Origin of the sequence: Mesorhizobium ciceri biovar biserrulae (assembly GCF_001618845.1) — a bacterium.
GTDB lineage: Bacteria > Pseudomonadota > Alphaproteobacteria > Rhizobiales > Rhizobiaceae > Mesorhizobium > Mesorhizobium ciceri.
Genome location: NZ_CP015064.1, coordinates 3,572,073 through 3,590,828, shown reverse-complemented (window position 1 = coordinate 3,590,828; position 18,756 = coordinate 3,572,073). Strand labels below are relative to the sequence as shown.

The 18,756-nt window shown below is 63.6% G+C and carries 15 protein-coding genes; 10 read left to right on the top strand and 5 right to left on the bottom strand.

Going from position 1 to position 18,756, the window contains the following annotated elements; all coding sequences use genetic code 11:
- The first annotated feature begins 3 nt into the window (after window positions 1-3).
- Complete coding sequence (locus tag A4R29_RS16775; RefSeq protein WP_063173710.1) at window positions 4-708, top strand: nitroreductase; 705 nt, start codon at window positions 4-6, stop codon at window positions 706-708.
- An 11-nt stretch (window positions 709-719) separates the two neighbouring features.
- On the opposite strand, the gene A4R29_RS16770 is transcribed toward A4R29_RS16775, so the two are convergent.
- The 5 genes from A4R29_RS16770 to A4R29_RS16750 form a co-directional block, all read right to left on the bottom strand.
- Window positions 720-2,162 carry an MFS transporter gene (locus A4R29_RS16770; protein WP_027160524.1) on the bottom strand — a complete coding sequence of 481 codons (1,443 nt, stop codon included), beginning with the start codon at window positions 2,160-2,162 and terminating at the stop codon, window positions 720-722.
- Window positions 2,163-2,335: 173 nt separating this feature from the next.
- On the bottom strand, window positions 2,336-2,923 hold the full coding sequence (locus tag A4R29_RS16765) for a sarcosine oxidase subunit gamma (protein WP_013531140.1): 588 nt from the start codon (window positions 2,921-2,923) through the stop codon (window positions 2,336-2,338).
- A complete protein-coding gene (locus A4R29_RS16760; RefSeq protein WP_063172398.1) occupies window positions 2,916-5,909 on the bottom strand; it encodes a sarcosine oxidase subunit alpha in 2,994 nt (997 codons plus the stop codon). The genes A4R29_RS16765 and A4R29_RS16760 overlap by 8 nt, the downstream gene beginning before the upstream one ends.
- Window positions 5,906-6,202, bottom strand: coding sequence for a sarcosine oxidase subunit delta (locus A4R29_RS16755; RefSeq protein ID WP_027160522.1), 297 nt, complete (start codon window positions 6,200-6,202; stop codon window positions 5,906-5,908). The genes A4R29_RS16760 and A4R29_RS16755 overlap by 4 nt, the downstream gene beginning before the upstream one ends.
- A 17-nt stretch (window positions 6,203-6,219) precedes the next feature.
- Window positions 6,220-7,479 (bottom strand): sarcosine oxidase subunit beta, encoded by a 1,260-nt coding sequence (locus A4R29_RS16750; protein WP_063172397.1) that lies wholly within the window; start codon window positions 7,477-7,479, stop codon window positions 6,220-6,222.
- Window positions 7,480-7,719: 240 nt separating this feature from the next.
- On the opposite strand from A4R29_RS16750, the gene A4R29_RS16745 reads away from it, so the two are divergent.
- The 9 genes from A4R29_RS16745 (at window position 7,720) to A4R29_RS16705 (ending at window position 18,728) form a co-directional block, all read left to right on the top strand.
- Entirely contained in the window at window positions 7,720-10,206 is a 2,487-nt protein-coding gene (locus tag A4R29_RS16745) for a mechanosensitive ion channel family protein (RefSeq protein WP_063172396.1), read from the top strand.
- Window positions 10,207-10,362: 156 nt separating this feature from the next.
- On the top strand, window positions 10,363-10,626 hold the full coding sequence (locus tag A4R29_RS16740; protein WP_023812335.1) for a hypothetical protein: 264 nt from the start codon (window positions 10,363-10,365) through the stop codon (window positions 10,624-10,626).
- A 206-nt stretch (window positions 10,627-10,832) separates the two neighbouring features.
- On the top strand, window positions 10,833-12,266 hold the full coding sequence (locus A4R29_RS16735) for a UbiA family prenyltransferase (RefSeq protein WP_063172395.1): 1,434 nt from the start codon (window positions 10,833-10,835) through the stop codon (window positions 12,264-12,266).
- A gap of 2 nt (window positions 12,267-12,268) precedes the next feature.
- On the top strand, window positions 12,269-13,621 hold the full coding sequence (locus A4R29_RS16730; RefSeq protein WP_063172394.1) for an FAD-binding oxidoreductase: 1,353 nt from the start codon (window positions 12,269-12,271) through the stop codon (window positions 13,619-13,621).
- Window positions 13,622-13,745: 124 nt separating this feature from the next.
- Window positions 13,746-14,180: an EamA family transporter gene (locus A4R29_RS16725; RefSeq protein WP_063172393.1), complete on the top strand. Its 435-nt coding sequence runs from the start codon at window positions 13,746-13,748 to the stop codon at window positions 14,178-14,180.
- Window positions 14,177-15,184 carry an NAD-dependent epimerase/dehydratase family protein gene (locus A4R29_RS16720; protein ID WP_013531149.1) on the top strand — a complete coding sequence of 336 codons (1,008 nt, stop codon included), beginning with the start codon at window positions 14,177-14,179 and terminating at the stop codon, window positions 15,182-15,184. The genes A4R29_RS16725 and A4R29_RS16720 overlap by 4 nt, the downstream gene beginning before the upstream one ends.
- A 104-nt stretch (window positions 15,185-15,288) precedes the next feature.
- Complete coding sequence (locus tag A4R29_RS16715) at window positions 15,289-16,719, top strand: aspartate aminotransferase family protein (protein ID WP_174564976.1); 1,431 nt, start codon at window positions 15,289-15,291, stop codon at window positions 16,717-16,719.
- Between the two features lie 21 nt (window positions 16,720-16,740).
- Window positions 16,741-17,973, top strand: a complete 1,233-nt coding sequence (locus tag A4R29_RS16710; protein ID WP_063172391.1) for a DUF2029 domain-containing protein — start codon at window positions 16,741-16,743, stop codon at window positions 17,971-17,973.
- Window positions 17,970-18,728, top strand: a complete 759-nt coding sequence (locus A4R29_RS16705) for an FkbM family methyltransferase (RefSeq protein WP_024501322.1) — start codon at window positions 17,970-17,972, stop codon at window positions 18,726-18,728. The genes A4R29_RS16710 and A4R29_RS16705 overlap by 4 nt, the downstream gene beginning before the upstream one ends.
- Window positions 18,729-18,756 lie beyond the last annotated feature (28 nt).

The following is an 18,756-nucleotide window of genomic DNA, read 5'->3' as shown; positions in this document are numbered from 1 at the left end:
CCCATGCTGGAAAATAACCCCCGAATCGAGGGCGATGCCGAGATTGTCGACGAGGCGATCCTGTCGCGCCGTTCGGTGCGCGCATTCCTGCCCAACATGGTCGAAGACGACATCATCCGCGCCATTCTGGCGGTTGCGGCGCGCGCCCCATCCGGCACCAACATGCAGCCATGGAAGGTCTATGTCACCAAGGGCGAGAGCAAGCAGCGGATATCGGACGCCATTCTCAATTCCGGCATTCGCGCCGAAAAAGCCGATTGGGACGAGTACCGGTATTATCCCACGCAGTTCTTCGAGCCGTACCTGACGCGACGTCGCGCCAACGGTTTCGGCCTCTATGGCGCGCTCGGCATCGGTCGCCGCGAGGTCGACAAGATGCGCGCCCAGCACGACCGCAACTTCGTCTTCTTCGACGCGCCGGTCGGCATGATCTTCACCATCGATCGCCGCCTCAACCAGGGCTCATGGATCGACTACGGCATGTTCCTGCAGAACATCATGGTGGCGGCGCGGGGCAGGGGTTTGCATACCTGCCCGCAAGCGGCGTTCGCGCCCTATCACCGGCAGATCAGGCCGGTGCTCGACATTCCCGACGAAGAGATCGTCGTCTGCGGCATGGCGCTTGGTTATGAAGATACGTCAAAACCTGAAAACGCCTTCCGCACCGACCGCGTGCCGCTGCAAGAGTGGGTGACGTTCAGCGAATAAGCCAGCCAGCCTCATTCCGTGTTCATCTGTGCGCCGTGGCCGCTGACATGGGCGCCGTCCTGGGGCGTCAGCTTGAGATAGGCGAGCAGCGCGCAGAGCGTGATGACGCCCTCGATCACGAACAGGATGCGGAAATCGTCGGCGACGGCGGGGCCGCCGCCCGCCAGAAACGACAATGCCGCGGCGGCCAGGCCGACGCTGATCGCCACCGCCAGCTGCCATAATATGTAATAGAGCGCGCTGAAACGGGCGAGCTGCTCGGGCGCGATGTCGGAATAGGCGAGGTTGCCGGTCGAGGCCCATTGCGCGGAGCGGAAGACGCCGAAGACGAAGATGTAAGTGAGCACGATCCACACCGGCGTCGTCGCCTGCATCAGCGCGAAGCCGGCAACCAGGGCGGCGACGATGGGCGTGTTGTAGACCAGCACGCGGCGAAAGCCGAAACGGTTGAGGACACGCGGCATGAAGAACCGCATGGCCACCGAGCCGACCGCGGCGACGAAGGTCAGCGATCCCGCCTGCACCGCGCTCATGCCGAAGCCGAGCTGGAACATCAGCGGCAGCAGGAAGACGACCGAGCTAAGGCCGATCGTGTCCAGCCCGCCGCCGGTGAGGAACGAAATGCGGAAGGTACGGATGCGCAACAGCTTGAGATCGAGCAGCGGATTGCGCACGCGCAGGCAGTAGAACGAGGCGATGGTCAGGATGACGAGCGCCAGCGCCAGTTCGCCGGCGATGATGCCGCCCGCGGCGTCCTTGGCGGCAAGCGAATCCATGCCGAAGACCAGCAGGACCATGCCGCTGCCGACCAGCAGGAAGCCCGGAAAATCGAACGGCGTGCGCACGGGCTTGGTCATCGTCGGAAACAGCGAGGCGGCAAGAATTGCCGCCGCCAGCGCGAACGGCACGTTGATGAAGAAAATCCAGCGCCAGGAAATGTAGGTGGTCAGCGCACCGCCGACGAGCGGACCGACCAGCGGGCCGGACTGGCCGGCCAGCGAGATGTACATGTTGATCTTGAGCGTTCGGCTGCGCGGAAAAGTCGACAGGATGACGACCTGGCCGAGTGTGCCCATCAAGGCGCCGCCGAAGCCTTGCAACGCACGCGCACCAACCAGCGTCCAGATGTTGTCGGACAGCCCGCAAAGCGCCGACGAGGCGGCGAACACCAGCAAGGCAAAGCAGTAGACGTTGCGCAGGCCGAAGCGGTCGGCAGCCCAGCCGCCAAGCGGCATCGAGATGATCAGGCTGGCGACATAGACGGTGATCAGCAGGCCGAGCTGGCTGGGCGGACGGCCGAGGCTTTCGCTGATGCCCGGCAGCGCGGTCACCACGACATTCTGGTCGAGGCTGGTCATGAACACGCCGCAGGCGACCGTCAGCGGCAGCAGGAGCAAGGCTCTGGCCGGCACATCGGCGCGATCCGTGGCGCCGGCGGATAGTTCTGCGGTCATGGAGATGTTCGAACCAAACGAATGTGCCGACTCTTGAAGAAGGGATTTCATATCCCTGGGCCGGTTGGGCGGCCGCGTTTTCGCACCATGGGCGCCTGCGGCCTGATTCTCTAGCGGCAGAAACGGCTGGCGTTGATGCCAGAAGCAGGAGCGATGCGACCGTTCGGCGCCGCCTATTGCACCTCGTAGCCGACTTCCTCGCTGGCGTGGCAGAGCGCCTTCCAGAACGAGCGTGCAAACGAGCGGAAGACATAGATGTCGAACTGGTCGGCGCCGGTGCGCTGGATCTGGGCGAAGACGTCGTGATGAGCGGTCGAGCGGCCGGCGCCATTGGGAAAGGCCGGCAGCGAAAAGTCGATGGCGAAGAATTTCGCCAGCACCCATTCGGCCTTCGGCCCGGCAATGCGGATGGCGGTGCGGCCGTGCGAGAGATCGGTCACCGTGCCGATGGCCGAGGTCACCACCTTGGCAAAGGCAGCGGCCAGCCCTTCGGCCTCGTCGGCAACGGTGAACTTCCCCGGCGCGAAGCCGAACACTGACTTGACCCCGTCGCTCACTCCGCCGCCGGCGCCATCGGGAAGCGCCAGCCCGGTGACGGTGCGGATGGCTGCGATCAGCCTCTTCTCCTCGCCCGGCCAGGCGGCGAGTTGCACGATCGAGCCCGGCCTCGTCTCGGTCAGGATGATCTCGACGCCATGCTCGAAATTGCCGTGCGAGCCGACGTGAAATTCCGGCTCAAGCGGGGATTGGTGCTCAACCATGCATGCGGCTCCCGTCCGGATCGAAGAAGTGGTTGGAGACGATCTCGACCGGTCCGAACCGGTTGCGCAAGGGATCGGAGACGTGGGCGCGCGTGCCGTGCCGTGCCTTGCCGCCCTCGATCAGCGCCAGCGCGATATGTCTGCCGAGCGCCGGCGAATAGCAGCAGGCGGTGATATGGCCGATGGAGTCGTGCGGATTGGCTTCGTCAACCTCCTCGACGATGTGGGCGCCACCGTTGAGCGGCCGGTTATCGAGGGCGATCAGGCCGACCAGTTCGAGGCGGTCCGATGCGATCAAGCCTTCGCGGTCCATCATCGCCGAGCCGATGAACGGCTTCTTCTTCGACAGCATCCAGTCGAGATGCAGGTCGCGCGCCGTGGTGCGGCCGTCGATCTCGGCGCCGGTGACATGGCCCTTTTCGATGCGCATGGTGCCCAATGCCTCAAGACCGTAGGTGACCAGCCCGAACGGCTTGCCGGCTTCGACAAGCGCTTCCCAGACATAGGTGCCATGGCCGGCGCCGGAATAGACCTCGAAGGCCATTTCACCGGAGAAGGACAGCCGGCAGATCATCACCGGCACGCCTGATATTTCGCCGCGCACGATGCCCATGAAGGGCAAGGTGGCGTTGTCGACCGACGTGCCGGTGACACAGGCGGCGAGGATCTGCCTGGCCTTCGGGCCGCCGATCGCGGCACCTGCCCATTCGTCTGTCACCGAGGTGACGTGGACTTTCAGCTCCGGCCAGATCACGTCGAGGAAATATTCCAGATGCTGCATCACCTTGCCGGCGTTGGCCGTGGTGGTGGTCATCAGAAAATCCTGCTCGCCGAGCCGCCAGGTGGTGCCATCGTCGAAGGCGAGGCCGTCCTCGCGCAGCATCAGCCCGTAGCGGGCCTTGCCGACGGCCAGCGTCGAAAACATGTTGGTGTAGACGCGGTCGAGGAATGCGGCGGCATCAGGGCCTTGCACCGCGATCTTACCCAGTGTCGAGACATCGACGATGCCGGCGCTTTCGCGCGTCGCCTTGGCTTCGCGCACATAGGCCTGCTCGACCGTTTCGCCTGAAAGCCCATAGATCATCGGCCGGTACCAGAGGCCGGCGGAATACATCGTCGCGCCATTGGCCAGATGCCAGTCATGCATCGGCGTCAATCGTTCTGGCTTCAGGTCGCCAAAACGCTCGGCAGCCAGCGAGCCGATCGACACCGGAGCAAAGGGCGGCCGGAAGCGTGTCGTGCCGACCTCGGGGATCGGCTTGCCCAGCGCCTCGGCCATGATGGCAAGGCCAGGCACGTTGGAGCTCTTGCCCTGGTCGGTCGCCATGCCGAGCGTGGTGTAGCGCTTGAGATGCTCGACCGAGACAAAGCCTTCCCGGTGAGCCAGCCGCACATCCTCGGCCGTGACGTCGTGCTGGAAATCGACAAAGCTCTTGCCCTTGGCCCTGATCTCGAACACCGGGGCGGGGTCGGGATCGCCAGGCACTGCTTCGACGGTCGGCAGCATGGACGGTGTGCTCTGCCCGCCTGCGGCGGCGAGGCCGGCGGCGCGGCCTTCGGCGATGGCTTCGGCCGTCGAGAAGCTTCCGGTGAAGGCGCCTGCGCCGATCCAGCTCTGTGTCGGCTTTGGCGGCAGGAAAGCTTGCCGCGCGGCGTTCCATTCCGCTTTGGCGCCAGCCTGGCTGGCCAGATGGATGGTCGGCGACCAGCCGCCGGACATCAGCAGGCAATCGGCATGGATACTGCGTGCATCACCGATGAGTGCCCCATTGGCCAGGTCGAAGCGCTGCAGCTTGAGGCCGGACAGCGCCTTGCCGCCTTCGGTGGCGACGACGGCATGGCCGGCAAAGATCTCTGCCTCGGCTTCCGCGGCCAGCTTGCGCATCTCCGGCGAAAGTTCCGGCCTGACATCGGCGATGGCGACGACCGCGGCACCGGCCTTCTTCAAGGCGACAGCCGCCCTATAGGCGCTGTCATTGTTGGTGAACAACGCGATCCGCTCGCCCGGCAGCACGCCGAATTCGTTGGCATAGCGCTCGGCGGCATGCGCCAGCATCACGCCTGGCCGGTCATTGCCGGGGAAGATGAGCGGCCGCTCGAACGCACCAGTGGCCAGGACCACGGATTTGGCGCGGATCGCCCAATAGCGATGGCGCGGCTCGCCCTTGCCGGGGTGCTCCTTATGGTCGCTGACCCGTTCGAGCGCGGCAAGCGTGTTGTTGTCGTAGTAACCCCACACCGTGGTGCGCGGCAGAAGCCGGACATTGTCGCGACCTGCGAGCTGGGCGACGGTGCGCCGCGCCCAATCGGCGGCAGGCGCGCCATCGATCGTTTCCTCGGACCAGTTGGCCGAACCGCCGAAATGCGGCTCGAGATCGGCCAGCATGACGCGCGCACCCTGATCGGCGGCGGCCTTGGTGGCCATCAGGCCGGCAGGGCCGGAGCCGACGACCAGCACGTCGCAAAAGGCGTTCATGCGTTCGTAGCGGGCCGGGTCTTTCGCCGATCCGGCACTGCCGAGACCGGCTGCGCGGCGGATGAAGTGTTCGCAGAACATCCAGAAACGCGTGCCCTTGAGCGGGCCGAACACCGGTCCCATGAAGGTCTTGTAGTAGAACCCGGCCGACAGGATCTTGCCGCCGAGCTGGTTGACGGCGTTGATGTCCCAGGCAAGCGAGGGAAAGCGGTTCTGGCTGATGGCAACCAGCCCGTCATGGATCTCGACCATGGTCGCTGGAATGTTGGGCTCGCGAACCTCGCCCTTCAGCACCGTCACCAGCGCGTTGGGTTCCTCGACGCCTGCGGTGAGCAGGCCGCGTGGGCGATGGTATTTGAACGAACGCCCGTACAACGTGACGCCCTTGGCCAGCAGGGCTGACGCCAGCGTGTCGCCGGCATGGCCAGTGTAGGCCGTGCCATCGAAGGTGAAGCGGATGGTTTTCAGCCGGTCGATGCGGCCGCCGGTGTCGGCACGGCGCGGGCTCATGCCTTGTCCTCCGCCTTACGGCGCGCGGCCGGCCCATGATCGCCCCGCGCAAAGGCAACGCTGGAAATCTCATGCGTCAGCGTGTTGCGCACGACCTTGAGATGCGCGCGGCAGCCGCCGGAATGTTGCCAGATCTCATTGTGATCGCCGGCCGGATTCAGCCGGTCATAGACATAGGCGTTCCACGCCTCGAAATTCTGCGAGGCGGGGTCGGGACGCTCACGATTGCCGTCACCCTGATAGGTGAACTCGATGACGTCGCGCGGGCCGCAATAGGGGCAAGTGATCAACATTGGACTCTACCTATTGCCTAATGCAGCCGCGGGTTTGCACCCTGGCCCTTGTCGTCGATCAGCAGCCCGCGGTGGAAGCGGTCGAGCGTGAAGGGCGCGTTGAGGTCGTGCGGCTGGTCCTTGGCGATGGTCCAGGCGAAGCACCAGCCGGAAGCCGGCGTCGCCTTGAAGCCGCCATAGCACCAGCCGCAGTTGAGATACATGCCGGGCAGGGGGCCGGCGGTGATGATCGGCGAGCCGTCCATCGACATATCGCAAACACCGCCCCAGGAGCGCAGCATGCGCACGCGCGCGAGTCCCGGAAACAACGCCAGCATTTCACTCATCACCTCGTCGACGACAGGCAGATTGCCGCGCTGGGCGTAGCTGTTGTAGCCGTCGATGTCGCCGCCATAGATGAGGCCGCCCTTGTCCGACTGCGACATGTAGAAATGGCCCATGCCGAAGGTGACGACCGTGTCGATGAAGGGTTTCAGCGATTCCGTGACGAAGGCCTGCAGCACATGGCTCTCGATCGGCATCGTCTCGATGCCGGCCATCTGCATGACGCGTCCTGTGCTGCCGGCGACCGCCACGGCCACCTTCCTAGCGCGGATGTCGCCGCGCGAAGTGGTGACGCCTGATATGCGGTCGCCGTCGCGCAGGAAACCGGTGACCTCGCAATTTTCGATGATGTCGACGCCGCGCCTGTCGGCGCCGCGCGCATAGCCCCAGGCCACCGCATCGTGGCGGGCGGTGCCGGCGCGGCGTTGCATCAGGCCGCCGACCACCGGGAAACGCGCGTTGTCGGAGATATCGAGCGCCGGAATCAGGCGTTTGATCTCAGTCTTCGTCATCAGTTCGGCATCGACGCCGAGATGGCGCATGGCGTTGCCGCGCCTTGCATAGTCGTCGAATTGGGCCGGCGTGTGCGCCAGGTTCAGGCAGCCGCGCTGCGAGAACATGACATTGTAGTTGAGCTCGTGCGACAGGTTCTCCCACAGCTTCATCGAGTGTTCGTAGAAGCGGGTGTTGGCAGGCAGCAGATAATTCGAGCGCACGGCCGTGGTGTTGCGGCCGACATTGCCGGAACCGAGCCAGCCCTTTTCCACAACGGCGACATTGGTGATGCCGTGTTCCTTGGCAAGATAATAGGCGGTCGCCAGCCCATGACCGCCGCCACCGATGATGATGACGTCATAGGACGCCTTCGGGTCAGGCTTGCGCCATGCCGGCTTCCAATCCTTGTTTCCCTTGAGCGCGTTCGCGAGCAGCGAAAAGGCCGAGTACTCTGCCATTGATGTCATCCGGTTCGGGCGATGCGGCAGACTATAGAGCAGGCCGCATCCGCAAAGCCAATATTGCGCCATCGCCTTTCGACTGGCCGACGCCCGGGATGGGATCACTCGGCGTGAGTGATCGGTTGGGGCCAATGATCGGATGGGCTCGCGATACGACGGCTTGCCCCATGATAGGGCCGTCTTTATCAAGGACAGGCTTTCAAATTGCCTTTGCCGCCGATGAGTCGCCAACAAATCATGCTTTTCCGATTGCTTCGTCTCATCCTGGTACTCACGCTGGTCGTTTCGGCGCCGCTTTCGTTTAAGGCGATGGCGCAAGCGCTCGGCCAGGGCTCGGCCGGTTTGGTCACCGATCAGCAAAAGGTCATCCAGGATCTAACGGCCAAGACGGACGATCTCGAGAAGAAGATACAGCAGGACGGTGAGGACGATGCCTCACTCGTGGAGATCCGTCTGCAGCTGGAGGACCTGTCGCGGGCGGCACTCACCAGTGCGCTGGTATTCCGCTCGCGGCTCACCGAGATCAACAATCGCATCGAGGTGCTGGGTCCTCCACCGGCGGCGGGCCAGCCGCAGGAGCCCGACATCGTGACGGGCGAGCGTCAGGCGCTTGCATCGGAAAAGGCCGAGATCAACGCGGTCGTTGCCAGCGCACAGAACCTGTCGATCCGCATCAGCGGGCTGATCGACAAGATCGGCAATATGCGCAGCGAGCTGTTCCGCAATCTTTTGACCAAGCGCTACGTGCTGTCGGATGCGCTGAGCCCGCAGGTGTTTTCCGACGCCCGCGACGAGTTCGGCAATCTCTACAAGGCGGTGTCGTCCTGGTTGAGCTTTGCCTTCAAGTTCAAGTTCCAGGCGATCCTGGCGGCAACCTTCGTGGCGCTCGGGCTGGCGCTGGTGCTGCTGGTTGGCGGCAGGCGCCTGTTCGGGCGGGTGTTCGAAGCCGACCCCACCAATGAGGACCCATCCTATCTCAGCCGCCTTTCGGTGGCCTTCTGGTCGACCTTGCTGCCGACGCTGGCGGTTGCCGCCTTTCTTGGATCGACGATTTTCTTTTTCAATTATTACAATGTGTTGCGCGGCGACATTGGGCTCTTCCTCAACGCGCTGGCGACCGTCATCGGCGTGGTGTTCTGCGTCAACCGGCTGACCAATGCGGCGCTGGAACCGCGGCTGCCGAACTGGCGCCTGATCCCGGTCGAAACCGGGCCGGCGCGCTGGCTGGTGCGCCTGGCCACCGCCATGGCCGTGGTCATCAGCGTCAACACCTTCCTGTCGGTGATCAACGACAAGATGGGTTCGCCGCTGTCGCTGACCATCGCCCGCAGTTTTGTCGCCACCATCATCGTCGGCATCATCCTGATCCTGATGGCGATGCTGAGGCCGTTCAAGGCGCGCGACGGAAGCTGGCGGCCCTGGCCGGCATGGCTGCGCTACCTGTCGCTGGGCCTTGGCCTATTCACCATCATAGCCGCCTTGCTCGGCTATATCGGCCTTGCGCTGTTCGTTTCGCTGCAGGTCGTCGTCACCGGCACAGCCTTGATCACCGCCTATATCGGCTTCCTGTCGGCGCAGGCGATCGGCGAGGAGGGTGCTTTCGCCAACACCTCCGTCGGGCGCTGGCTGTCGGCCAATTCCAGCTACGAGGATACGGCCCTCGACCAGCTCGGCCTTGTCGTCAGCGTTGCCATCAATGTGATGATCGTGCTGGTGTTCCTGCCGCTGATCCTGCTGATGTGGGGTTTCCAGCCCGGCGATATCCAGGCTTGGGCCTACAAGCTCGCAACCGGGATCAACATCGGCTCGGTGACGATCTCGGTCACCGGCATCCTCTCCGGCATCGTCGTCTTCGTCATAGGCTATTTCCTGACGCGGTGGTTCCAGGGCTGGCTCGACGGCTCGGTCATGGCGCGTGGCAAGGTCGATACCGGCGTGCGCAACTCGATCAGGCTGGCGGTCGGCTATGCCGGCGTCGCGCTGGCGGCACTGGTCGGCATCTCGGCGGCGGGCATCGACCTGTCCAGCCTGGCACTGGTCGCCGGCGCTCTTTCCCTCGGTATCGGCTTTGGCCTGCAGAACGTGGTGTCCAATTTCGTTTCCGGCCTGATCCTTCTGGCCGAGCGGCCGTTCAAGGTGGGCGACTGGATCGTTGCCGGCGACGTCAGCGGTACGGTCAAGAAGATCAGCGTGCGCGCCACCGAGATCGAAACCTTCCAGCGGCAATCGGTGATCCTGCCCAATTCGAACCTGATCAACAACGCCGTCGGCAACTGGACGCACCGCAACAAGCTCGGCCGCGTCGACATCAAGGTCGGCGTCGCCTATGGCAGCGACGTCAAGCAGGTTCATGCCGTCCTGCTGGAGATCGCCCGCAGCCACCCGATGGTGCTGAAGAACCCCGAACCCTTCGTGCTGTTTTCCAATTTCGGCCCTGCCGCCCTGGAATTCGAAATCCGCGTGTTCCTGGCCGACGTGATGAACGGCAACATCGCGCAGAACGACATCCGTTTTGCCGTCCTCGAAAAATTCAGCAGCGAACACATCGAGATCCCCTCGACGCCGCGCGCCGTGGTCGAGGCCCACAAGCCCAAGGCCTGGCCGACGGACGACGACAAGATCGAGGCCGACTTCGCCGAACAGGAGCAGATAAGGGCCGAAGCCGAGGCGGAGAAGAAGCGACTGGTCAAGTCTCGCAAAACCAAGAAGCCGGACCCGGACTAGGCTCGGACTCCGTCGACCTCAATCCTGCCCGGAATCGATTGCGGCATGAATGGGGCATTCAGTTGCGGTTCAGCTTCCATCTCATATAAGCTCCATGCAAAGGCGAAAATGCCTTGCCAAATGCAACAGAGGCGGTGGGAACACCGATATTGCACCATGTGGAAGTCTCTCGTCGCTGCAGTCGCCCTGGTCGCCGCCATCGGCTCGGTCCATGCCGCGAGCGCGGTCAACAAGGACGCCGAGACCCGCACGCTGGTCGTAACGGAGGGCGGCAGCAAGACCGACCTTGCGCTGGCCGGTGGCGAAACGGTTGAGTTCTGCCCGAACGGCTGCTTCGTCACCTTGCCCAATGGCGATCTCGAAGCCCTGACCGGTTCGGAAACTGTCGAGATCTCGGGCGGTGTCGCCCGCATCAAGTAATCTTGGCGTCACGATTGTAGAGGCCGGGCATTTGCCCGGCCTTTTATCGTTTCCGGTAGCGGTTGTTTAACAATGACACCGGAAATACCGCCATGGCAGCCGTCTGCAACCGTGCGTTTTAACGTTCGCTACGCCATCGCCCGCTATACCAGCCTCAAGACGCCGAAAAGCGGCGCGCAACTCTACGCGGGCAGGGCAGGACGGACATGGATGCGCGATCGGACAGGAACGCAATACCGCTTGCGGTCGATCTCGACGGCACGCTGATCGCAACCGACCTGTTGTGGGAAGGGCTGTTCATCCTTCTCAAGAAGAACCCGCTCTATATCTTCCTCGTACCGTTCTGGATCGCCGGCGGGCCGGCGCGGCTGAAGCAGGCGATCGCGCAGCGCATCGACATCGATCCGGCATCGCTGCCCTATCGCGAGGTGCTGCTTTGCCGCCTCCGGACCGAGCACGCCGAGGGCCGCAAGATCGTGCTGGCGACCGGTACGCCGCGCAAGTTCGCCGACGCCATCGCGGCCCATCTCGGCATTTTCGACCAGGTGCTGGCCACCGATGGTCTCGCCAATCTCACCTCGGGCAGGAAGCGCGCCTCGCTGATCGCAGCCTATGGCGATGGCGGTTTCGACTACGCCGGCAACAGCCGCCATGACCTCCAGGTCTTCGATGCCGCACGCAACGCGATCGTCGTCGCGCCCGACCGCCATGCCGCGCGCTGGCAGGCGGCACATGGCGCCGAGACGGTGCCGGCGCCGAAGCCGTCTTTGCGGACCATCGTCAAGATGCTGCGCGTGCATCAGTGGCTGAAGAATTCGCTGATCGCAGTGCCGATGGTGCTCTCGCATGAATATTTCAACACCGACATGATCTGGGAATGCCTGCTGGCATTCGTCTCGTTCAGCGCGGTGGCATCGGCCATCTACATCCTCAATGATTTCTTCGACCTCGCGCTCGACCGCAAACACCTCACCAAGCGCAACAGGCCGTTCGCCAGCGGCGCCCTGTCGATCCCGTTCGGACTTGGCGCGATCGCGGTGCTTCTGGCGATCGGCATCGGCACCGGGCTGTTCCTGTCGCCCGAATTCATGGCTGTGCTCGGCGGCTACATGGTCGTCACCACTGCCTATTCGCTGTCGTTCAAGCGCATGCTGCTGGTCGATGTGCTGACGCTCGCCGGCCTCTACACGATCCGCGTCCTGGCCGGCGCGGCGGCGACCGGCGTCGACGTCTCGTTTTGGCTGCTGGCCTTCTCCATCTTCTTCTTCCTGTCGCTGGCGCTGGTGAAGCGCTTCGTCGAACTGCGCACCACCGCCATTCCCCCCGGCGAGCGCATTGCCGGTCGCGGCTATCGCACCGAAGACCAGGAGATCGTCGCCCAGGCCGGCATGGCCTCGGCCTTCTCCTCGGCGCTGGTGCTGGCGCTCTACATGGACAGTGTCGCGGTGCGGGAACTCTATCCGCATCCATGGCTGATCTGGCCGCTGGCGCCGATCGTGCTTTATCTTACCATGCGCGTCTGGATCCTGGCGCGCCGCAACGAGATGCATGACGATCCGGTCGTCTTCATCATCCGCGACTGGCGCAGCCAGATCGTGGTGCTGATCGGTGCGGTGATGCTGGTCATCGGGGGCTGGTAGGCATGGCCGCCGGACGTTTCCCAAGCTTTGGCCTTGCCACGCCGCCGGCGCCGCGCGCCATCGGTGCCGACGAGGCGATCGCGCTGCTGAAGGGCGGTCAGGCCAGGCCGGCGTCGCTGCTTGCCTATGGCAATGGCCGCTCCTACGGCGATTCCTGCCAGAACGGGGCCGGAGCGGTCGTCGATATGCGATCGCTGAACCGGATCCACGCCTTCAACGCCGAAACCGGTGTTCTCAAGGCGGATGCCGGCGTGCTGTTGTCCGACATCATCGCCCACGCTGCCCCCTACGGCTTCTTCCCCGCCGTTGTGCCAGGCACGCAATTCGTCACGCTCGGCGGGGCCATCGCCAATGACGTGCATGGCAAGAACCATCACCGGCGCGGCACCTTCGGCTGCCATGTCGAGAGCTTCACGCTGCTCAGGTCCGATGGAAAGACCCATCGCTGCTCGGCGACAGACAATGCGCGGCTGTTTGCGGCGACGATCGGCGGCATGGGGCTGACCGGCCTCATTCTGTCGGCCTCGATCCGGCTGATGCGGGTGCATTCCCTCGACATCGTCGAAAGGGCGACGCCGTTTCGTGACCTCTGCGAATTCTTCGACCTGGCCGCGGCGGCCGATCAGGCCAACGAATATGCGGTCGCCTGGATCGACCAGCTTGCCGGCGGTCGCAACAGCGGTCGCGGCCTGCTGCTCACTGGCAATCACGCCGAGCACGGCTCGCATGCCGCTTCGCGCGCCGGCGGCAATTTCTCGGTGCCGGTCCAGCCGCCGTTCAACGTGCTCAACCGGCCGTTCCTGACCGCCTTCAACGCTGCCTACAGGTGGAGGAAGAGCCGGGCAACGGTGCCGCGCCAGGCCGGCTACCAGGGCTTCTTCTTCCCGCTCGACGGCGTGCGCGATTGGAACCGGCTTTATGGGCCGAAAGGGCTGTTCCAGCACCAGAGCGTGGTGCCGGAACAGACGGCGCGCGAGGCCGTGCCGGCATTGCTGGCGGCTGCAAGGCAAGCCGGGCAGGGCTCGTTCCTCACGGTGCTGAAACGCTTCGGCTCCATCCGCTCGCCGGCGCTGCTGTCGTTTCCGCGTCCCGGCTACACGCTAACACTGGATTTCCCCAACAGGGGCGCCGCGACGCTGACACTGCTGCGGGAGCTCGACCGCATCACGGTCGAGGCCGGCGGCGCGGTCAATCCGTACAAGGACGCCCGCATGGGGGCCGAAATCTTCGCTTCGTCCTTTCCCGAATGGCAGCGGCTGGAAGCGCTCCGCGACCACGCCTTCATGTCCGACTTCTGGGCGCGCACAGCGAAGAAATTGGATGTGCGGCGAGGCTCGGTCGAGGCAGCAGAATAGATAAAATCCGAATAATTATTGGTTAACAGATGGTTAATAGCGCGATTCACTCAAAACAATGTTGGGACTTCACCAAATGTTTGCGGGTTTGTAGTAGGAAGCGTGAAGGGGTGGCTTGGAACTCATGAAATACATCGTCTTCATTCTCTTTACAGTCATGACCAATGCCGCGGCGCAGCTGATGCTGAAGCAAGGCATGATGTCGCTCGGACCGATCTCGTTCGAGGGCGTCAATCCGCTCGTCAAGCTGCTGCAGATCGTCTTCAGCCCCTGGGTGTTCCTTGGCCTGTGTACCTTCGTCATCTCGATGGCCTCGCACCTCTATGTGCTGTCCAAGGTCGAGCTCTCCTTCGCTTATCCGTTCCTCAGCCTCGCCTATGTTGCCGTCGCCATCTTCGCTTATTTCGTCTTCCGCGAGGACCTCAATGGCTGGCGGGTCGCCGGCATCGCCTTCATCTGCGTCGGCACGGTGCTGATCGCGCAAAGTGGACGAGGGCATGAGGACCAGGCCGCTTCCATCACGCCCGACAAGATCCAAGCAAACGAGATCGTTCGATGAGACATATGATTTTCGGCGGTGACGGTTTCGTCGGCCGCCATCTTGCCCCGAAGCTTGTGGCCGATGGTGAAGAGGTTGTCGTCGCCGACATCGTCAAGAGCGACCTGCCGCATTACCGCAGCGTCCGCTTTATCCAATGCGACGTCACCGATCCGGCCTCGGTCGCCGCGATTGGGCTGAAGGCCGACGACATGGTCTACAATTTGTCGGCCAAGATGCTGTCGCCGATCCAGGTGCGCGCCAAGCGGCATGACTTCTTCTTCCCTGTAAATTTCCATGGCACCGAGCACATCATGCAGGCCATGGACGGAGCCGGTGCGTCAAAACTCGTCCACTACACCACCGACATGATCTACGGCCACACGGTCACGCAGCCTATGACCGAGGAGCACCCGGTGGCGCCGCTGGGCGAATATGGCTGGTCGAAGCAGAAGACCGAGGAGCTGGCGGCCGAGTGGCGCAAGCGCGGCATGTCGATCTCGCTGTTTCGCCCGCGCCTGATCATCGGTCCCGGCCGGCTCGGCATTCTCGAAAAACTGTTCAAGCTGATCGACTGGAATTTTCCGGTGCCGATGATCGGTTCGGGCAGGAACCCTTATCAGTTCATCTCGGTGTTCGACTGCGCCGAAGCCGCCCGCGCGGCCTGGAAGGCCGGCGTGCCAAACGAGGCCTATAATCTGGGTTCACTCAATCCACCGCCGGTCAAGAAGCTGCTCGGCGATCTGATCAGGCATGCCGGCTCGAAATCGATCCTGATCCCGACACCGGGTTGGGCGGTCAAGCGCACGCTGGACCTGCTCGACCTGATGAACATGCCGATCATGGACCCGGAACAGTATCTGATCGCCGACGAGGAATGCGTGCTCGACGTGTCCAAGGCCGGGCGTCAGCTCGGCTGGGCGCCGCAATATCGCGACGAGGACATGCTGATCGCCGCCTATAGCGAGTACCGCGCCAAGAAAGCCGGGCACGCGGTCGCCACCACACATGTGCCCGCCGAATAGCGGCTCGCAAAACAGCTTTCGTTGCGCACGATTGCGGTCGTGCGTGCAGACAGGAGATTGAAATGACCGTCATGGCCAAGCCCGAACAGACGAATGCGCGCACCATGGTCAGTGCGCCGGCGCTGTCGCCCGCCACCATCGCCAAGCCCAACCTGATCAGCGTCGAGCAGGCCAAGGCGATGGACGTCGCGGCAATGACCGACCTGTTCAAGGCGCATCTCAACCCCGGCCAGCTGCATTTCATGAAGCTGCTCGGCCTCCACAAGATCAAGATCGAGCGCGCCGAAGGCATGTTCTACATCGACCAGAACGGCCGCAAGATCCTCGACTTCTTCGGCGGCTTCGGTTCGCTGGCCTTTGGCCACAACCATCCGCGCATCCTGGAAGCACGCAAGAAATTCCAGGAGGAGAAGCGCCAGGAAATCGCTATCGCCTTCATGTCGCAATATGCGGCGGCACTTGCGCACAACATCGCCAAATGCTCGCCCGGCGATCTCGACATGGTGTTTCTGGGTTCGTCCGGCTCGGAAGCGATGGAAGCGGCGGTTAAGCTCGCCGAGCGCGCCGCCGGTCCGAAGCGGCCGAAGGTCGTCTATGCCGAGAATTCCTTCCATGGCAAGACCAAGGGCGTGCTCGGCATCACCGACGGCCAGCTCTACCGCGCCGACTTCAAGGTGGCCGAAAACACGGTCCGCATCCCGTTTGCCGACATCGAGGCGGTCGAGCGCCTGTTCCGTTCCGACCCGGAGGTCGGCGTCATCGTGCTGGAAACCATCCAGGGCGGCGGCGGCATCATCCAGGCGCCTGCCGAATATTGGCAGAAGCTGCGCGCGTTGTGCGACCAGTATGGCGTGCTGTGGGTCGCCGACGAAGTGCAGTGCGGCTACGGCCGTTCGGGCCGCTTCTACGCCTTCGAACATTACGGCGTCGTTCCCGATGTGACGGCGCTGGCCAAGTCGCTCGGCGCCGGCAAGGCGGCGGTCGGCGCGATGATTGCGCGGCGCGAGGTCTACATGAAGGCCTATGGCACGCCGAAAACGGCGATGATCCATGCCATGGCGACCTTCGGCGGAATGGGCGAGGCCTGCGTCACCTCGATCGAAGGGCTCAACGTGCTCTACGACGAGGGCCTGATCGACAATGCCGCCGTCACCGGCGACTATTTGCTGCAGCGCCTGCAGGCGCTCAGGGAAAAGTACCCCAAGATCATCAAGGATGTGCGCGGCAAGGGGTTTATGGTCGGCCTGGAGTTCCACGACTTCTCGCAGACCTTGCCGATGGTGCTGCGGCCGATCGTCAGCGTGCTCGACGACAAGCTGAAGGGCTCGCTGTCGGGCTTCGTCGGCGCGCTGCTGCTGCGCGACTACGACGTGCTGGTCGCCTTCACCGAGTACAACCGAAACGTCATCCGGCTGGAGCCGCCGTTGATCTGCCAGCGCGAGCATGTCGACCGCTTCGTCGATGCCTTCGACAGCCTGCTGTCGCGCGGCATCGTGTCGATCGTGAAGGATTTCGTCAAAAGCCAGGTTCGTTAAGCGAGTTCGCTGGGTACAACGATGCTGACCAAGTCGCCCGCTCCACAAAACCCACTCGACCGGCTCACCGGAGCCGGCCTGGCGTGGGGCGAGGGGACTTATGCGCGGCTGGCGGCACCGATCGGCGCTGCGGCCTTCGCGCTCTACATCCTTTTTACAGCGTTCACGGCATGGGTGATGCCCGACGCCAACTGGGACATGCTGCCCTATCTCGCTATATCAGAGGAAGGCACCTATCCCGATGCACAGGCGCTGCATGACTATGCCTACAACACTGTCAAATCGGGCGTGTCCGCAGGCGACTACAAGGCGCTGACCGACGATGGTGGCGGCTTCCGCAGCCACATGGCGGAGAATGCCGCCGATTTCCATTCGCTGCTCGGCATGTACCGGATCAAGTTCCTCTACGCCGAGGTCCTGTCGACGATGAGCGCGGTGATGTCGCCGGTCGAGGCGATGCGCCTGGTCTCAGTGGTCTCGGTTCTGCTGTTCGGCGCGATCGCCCTGATGTGGCTGCGCTCCGAGGGGGCACTGGCCTTGGCGCCTGTGGTCGGCGCGGTGCTGATCATGGCCGATTTCGGCGATGCGGCGCGCGCTTCGACGCCGGATCTGCTCACGTCAGCGCTGCTGCTCGGCGGGCTCTATGCCTATGTCCGCGGGCGCGAGATGGCGACCGCGATCCTGCTCTTCCTCGCCTTCATGGTGCGGCCGGACAACATTGTTTTCCTTGCTGTTTTTGCCGTGCTGCTGGTCGCCTTTCGGCAGAAATCGTGGGGCGCGCTGGCCGGCTTTGCCGCTTCCCTCGTTGCCTATTTTGCCATCTCGCACTGGGCGCATCATCCCGGCTGGTGGCCGCATCTGTGGTTCTCCAGCATAGAGCAGCATTACAATATGGACGGGTTCGAGCCGCCATTCTCCATCGTTGCCTATCTCAGGGCATTTGCCACCTCGCTGCTGCGTGCCGTCAGCCTGAACAGCTGGGTCGGGGTGTCGGTGCTGGCACTGGCCGGCTGGCTTGCCGCCGCCCGCGCCGGCTTCCGCCTCGACCGCCGCGCCGGCATCCTGTTTGCGGCACTGGTGCTCGGCGCGCTGGCGAAGTTCACCGTCTTCCCGATCCACGACACGCGCATCTATTTCCCGCATCTGATCCCGCCATTCCTGCTGCTGGCGACGCCGCTCATGGCGTTGTGGGCGGCCGCGGCTCGCGGTCAGAATCGCGCTGCCATGCAAATCATTCCTGGAGACAAGTCATGAGTTCGCTATCCAGCCTGGCGCGCGTTGCCCTGTCGCTCGGTCTTCCCAGTGGCGTTCTCGACCGCGGACCATCGCTGCGCGGCACGAAGTTCCTGGCCAAGGCGGCGCTGAAGGCGCGGTTCGGTGGGGCAGGGCGGCCGTTCCAGATGGTCAATGTCGGCGCCTGCGACGGCGCGCTGTTCGACGATGTGACGCCGTGGCTGCACCGCATAGCTGGCGCACGCGCGATGCTGGTCGAGCCGATCCCGTACAATCAGAAACGGCTGCGCGCCAATTATCCCGACACCGGCCGGTTCATCATCGAGCCGGTGGCGGTGACAAAGGCCAAGGGGACGATCACCGTCCACACCTTCGATGCCGCCGCGCTCGAGTCCGGCACGCTGCCCATCGAATTCATCGGCTGTTCGTCGGTCACCGACACCAATCTGATGTCGGGCAAGAATGCCTGGGGCGAGGCCGACGCCAACTTCAACAAGTTCGCCCCGCACCTCAGGGACATCGAGGTGCCATCCGAGACCTTGCAGACGCTGCTCGACCGCAACGGCATCATCCATATCGATGCCTTCCTCGTCGATTGCGAGGGCGCCGACTGGATCGTCTTCGAACAGCTCGACCTCAAGCGCTACCGCCCCGGCATGATCAAGGTCGAGGTTGGCGCGCTGCCGGCCGCCGAGATCGGCCAGGTCGTGGTCAAGCTGAAGACATCAGGCTATCAGGTCGGCTTCCAGGCCGAAGACATCTGGGCCTTCGCCTGAGTTAGCCCACCGAAAAGCGAACCGCCCC

What these genes read in the sequence shown, in the direction of transcription:
- A4R29_RS16775 (WP_063173710.1), top strand. Translation starts at nt 4, where the DNA reads ATGCTGGAAAATAACCCCCGAATCGAGGGCGATGCCGAGATTGTCGAC.
- A4R29_RS16770 (WP_027160524.1), bottom strand. Translation starts at nt 2,162, where the DNA reads ATGACCGCAGAACTATCCGCCGGCGCCACGGATCGCGCCGATGTGCCG.
- A4R29_RS16765 (WP_013531140.1), bottom strand. Translation starts at nt 2,923, where the DNA reads ATGGTTGAGCACCAATCCCCGCTTGAGCCGGAATTTCACGTCGGCTCG.
- A4R29_RS16760 (WP_063172398.1), bottom strand. Translation starts at nt 5,909, where the DNA reads ATGAGCCCGCGCCGTGCCGACACCGGCGGCCGCATCGACCGGCTGAAA.
- A4R29_RS16755 (WP_027160522.1), bottom strand. Translation starts at nt 6,202, where the DNA reads ATGTTGATCACTTGCCCCTATTGCGGCCCGCGCGACGTCATCGAGTTC.
- A4R29_RS16750 (WP_063172397.1), bottom strand. Translation starts at nt 7,479, where the DNA reads ATGGCAGAGTACTCGGCCTTTTCGCTGCTCGCGAACGCGCTCAAGGGA.
- A4R29_RS16745 (WP_063172396.1), top strand. Translation starts at nt 7,720, where the DNA reads ATGCTTTTCCGATTGCTTCGTCTCATCCTGGTACTCACGCTGGTCGTT.
- A4R29_RS16740 (WP_023812335.1), top strand. Translation starts at nt 10,363, where the DNA reads ATGTGGAAGTCTCTCGTCGCTGCAGTCGCCCTGGTCGCCGCCATCGGC.
- A4R29_RS16735 (WP_063172395.1), top strand. Translation starts at nt 10,833, where the DNA reads ATGGATGCGCGATCGGACAGGAACGCAATACCGCTTGCGGTCGATCTC.
- A4R29_RS16730 (WP_063172394.1), top strand. Translation starts at nt 12,269, where the DNA reads ATGGCCGCCGGACGTTTCCCAAGCTTTGGCCTTGCCACGCCGCCGGCG.
- A4R29_RS16725 (WP_063172393.1), top strand. Translation starts at nt 13,746, where the DNA reads ATGAAATACATCGTCTTCATTCTCTTTACAGTCATGACCAATGCCGCG.
- A4R29_RS16720 (WP_013531149.1), top strand. Translation starts at nt 14,177, where the DNA reads ATGAGACATATGATTTTCGGCGGTGACGGTTTCGTCGGCCGCCATCTT.
- A4R29_RS16715 (WP_174564976.1), top strand. Translation starts at nt 15,289, where the DNA reads ATGGTCAGTGCGCCGGCGCTGTCGCCCGCCACCATCGCCAAGCCCAAC.
- A4R29_RS16710 (WP_063172391.1), top strand. Translation starts at nt 16,741, where the DNA reads ATGCTGACCAAGTCGCCCGCTCCACAAAACCCACTCGACCGGCTCACC.
- A4R29_RS16705 (WP_024501322.1), top strand. Translation starts at nt 17,970, where the DNA reads ATGAGTTCGCTATCCAGCCTGGCGCGCGTTGCCCTGTCGCTCGGTCTT.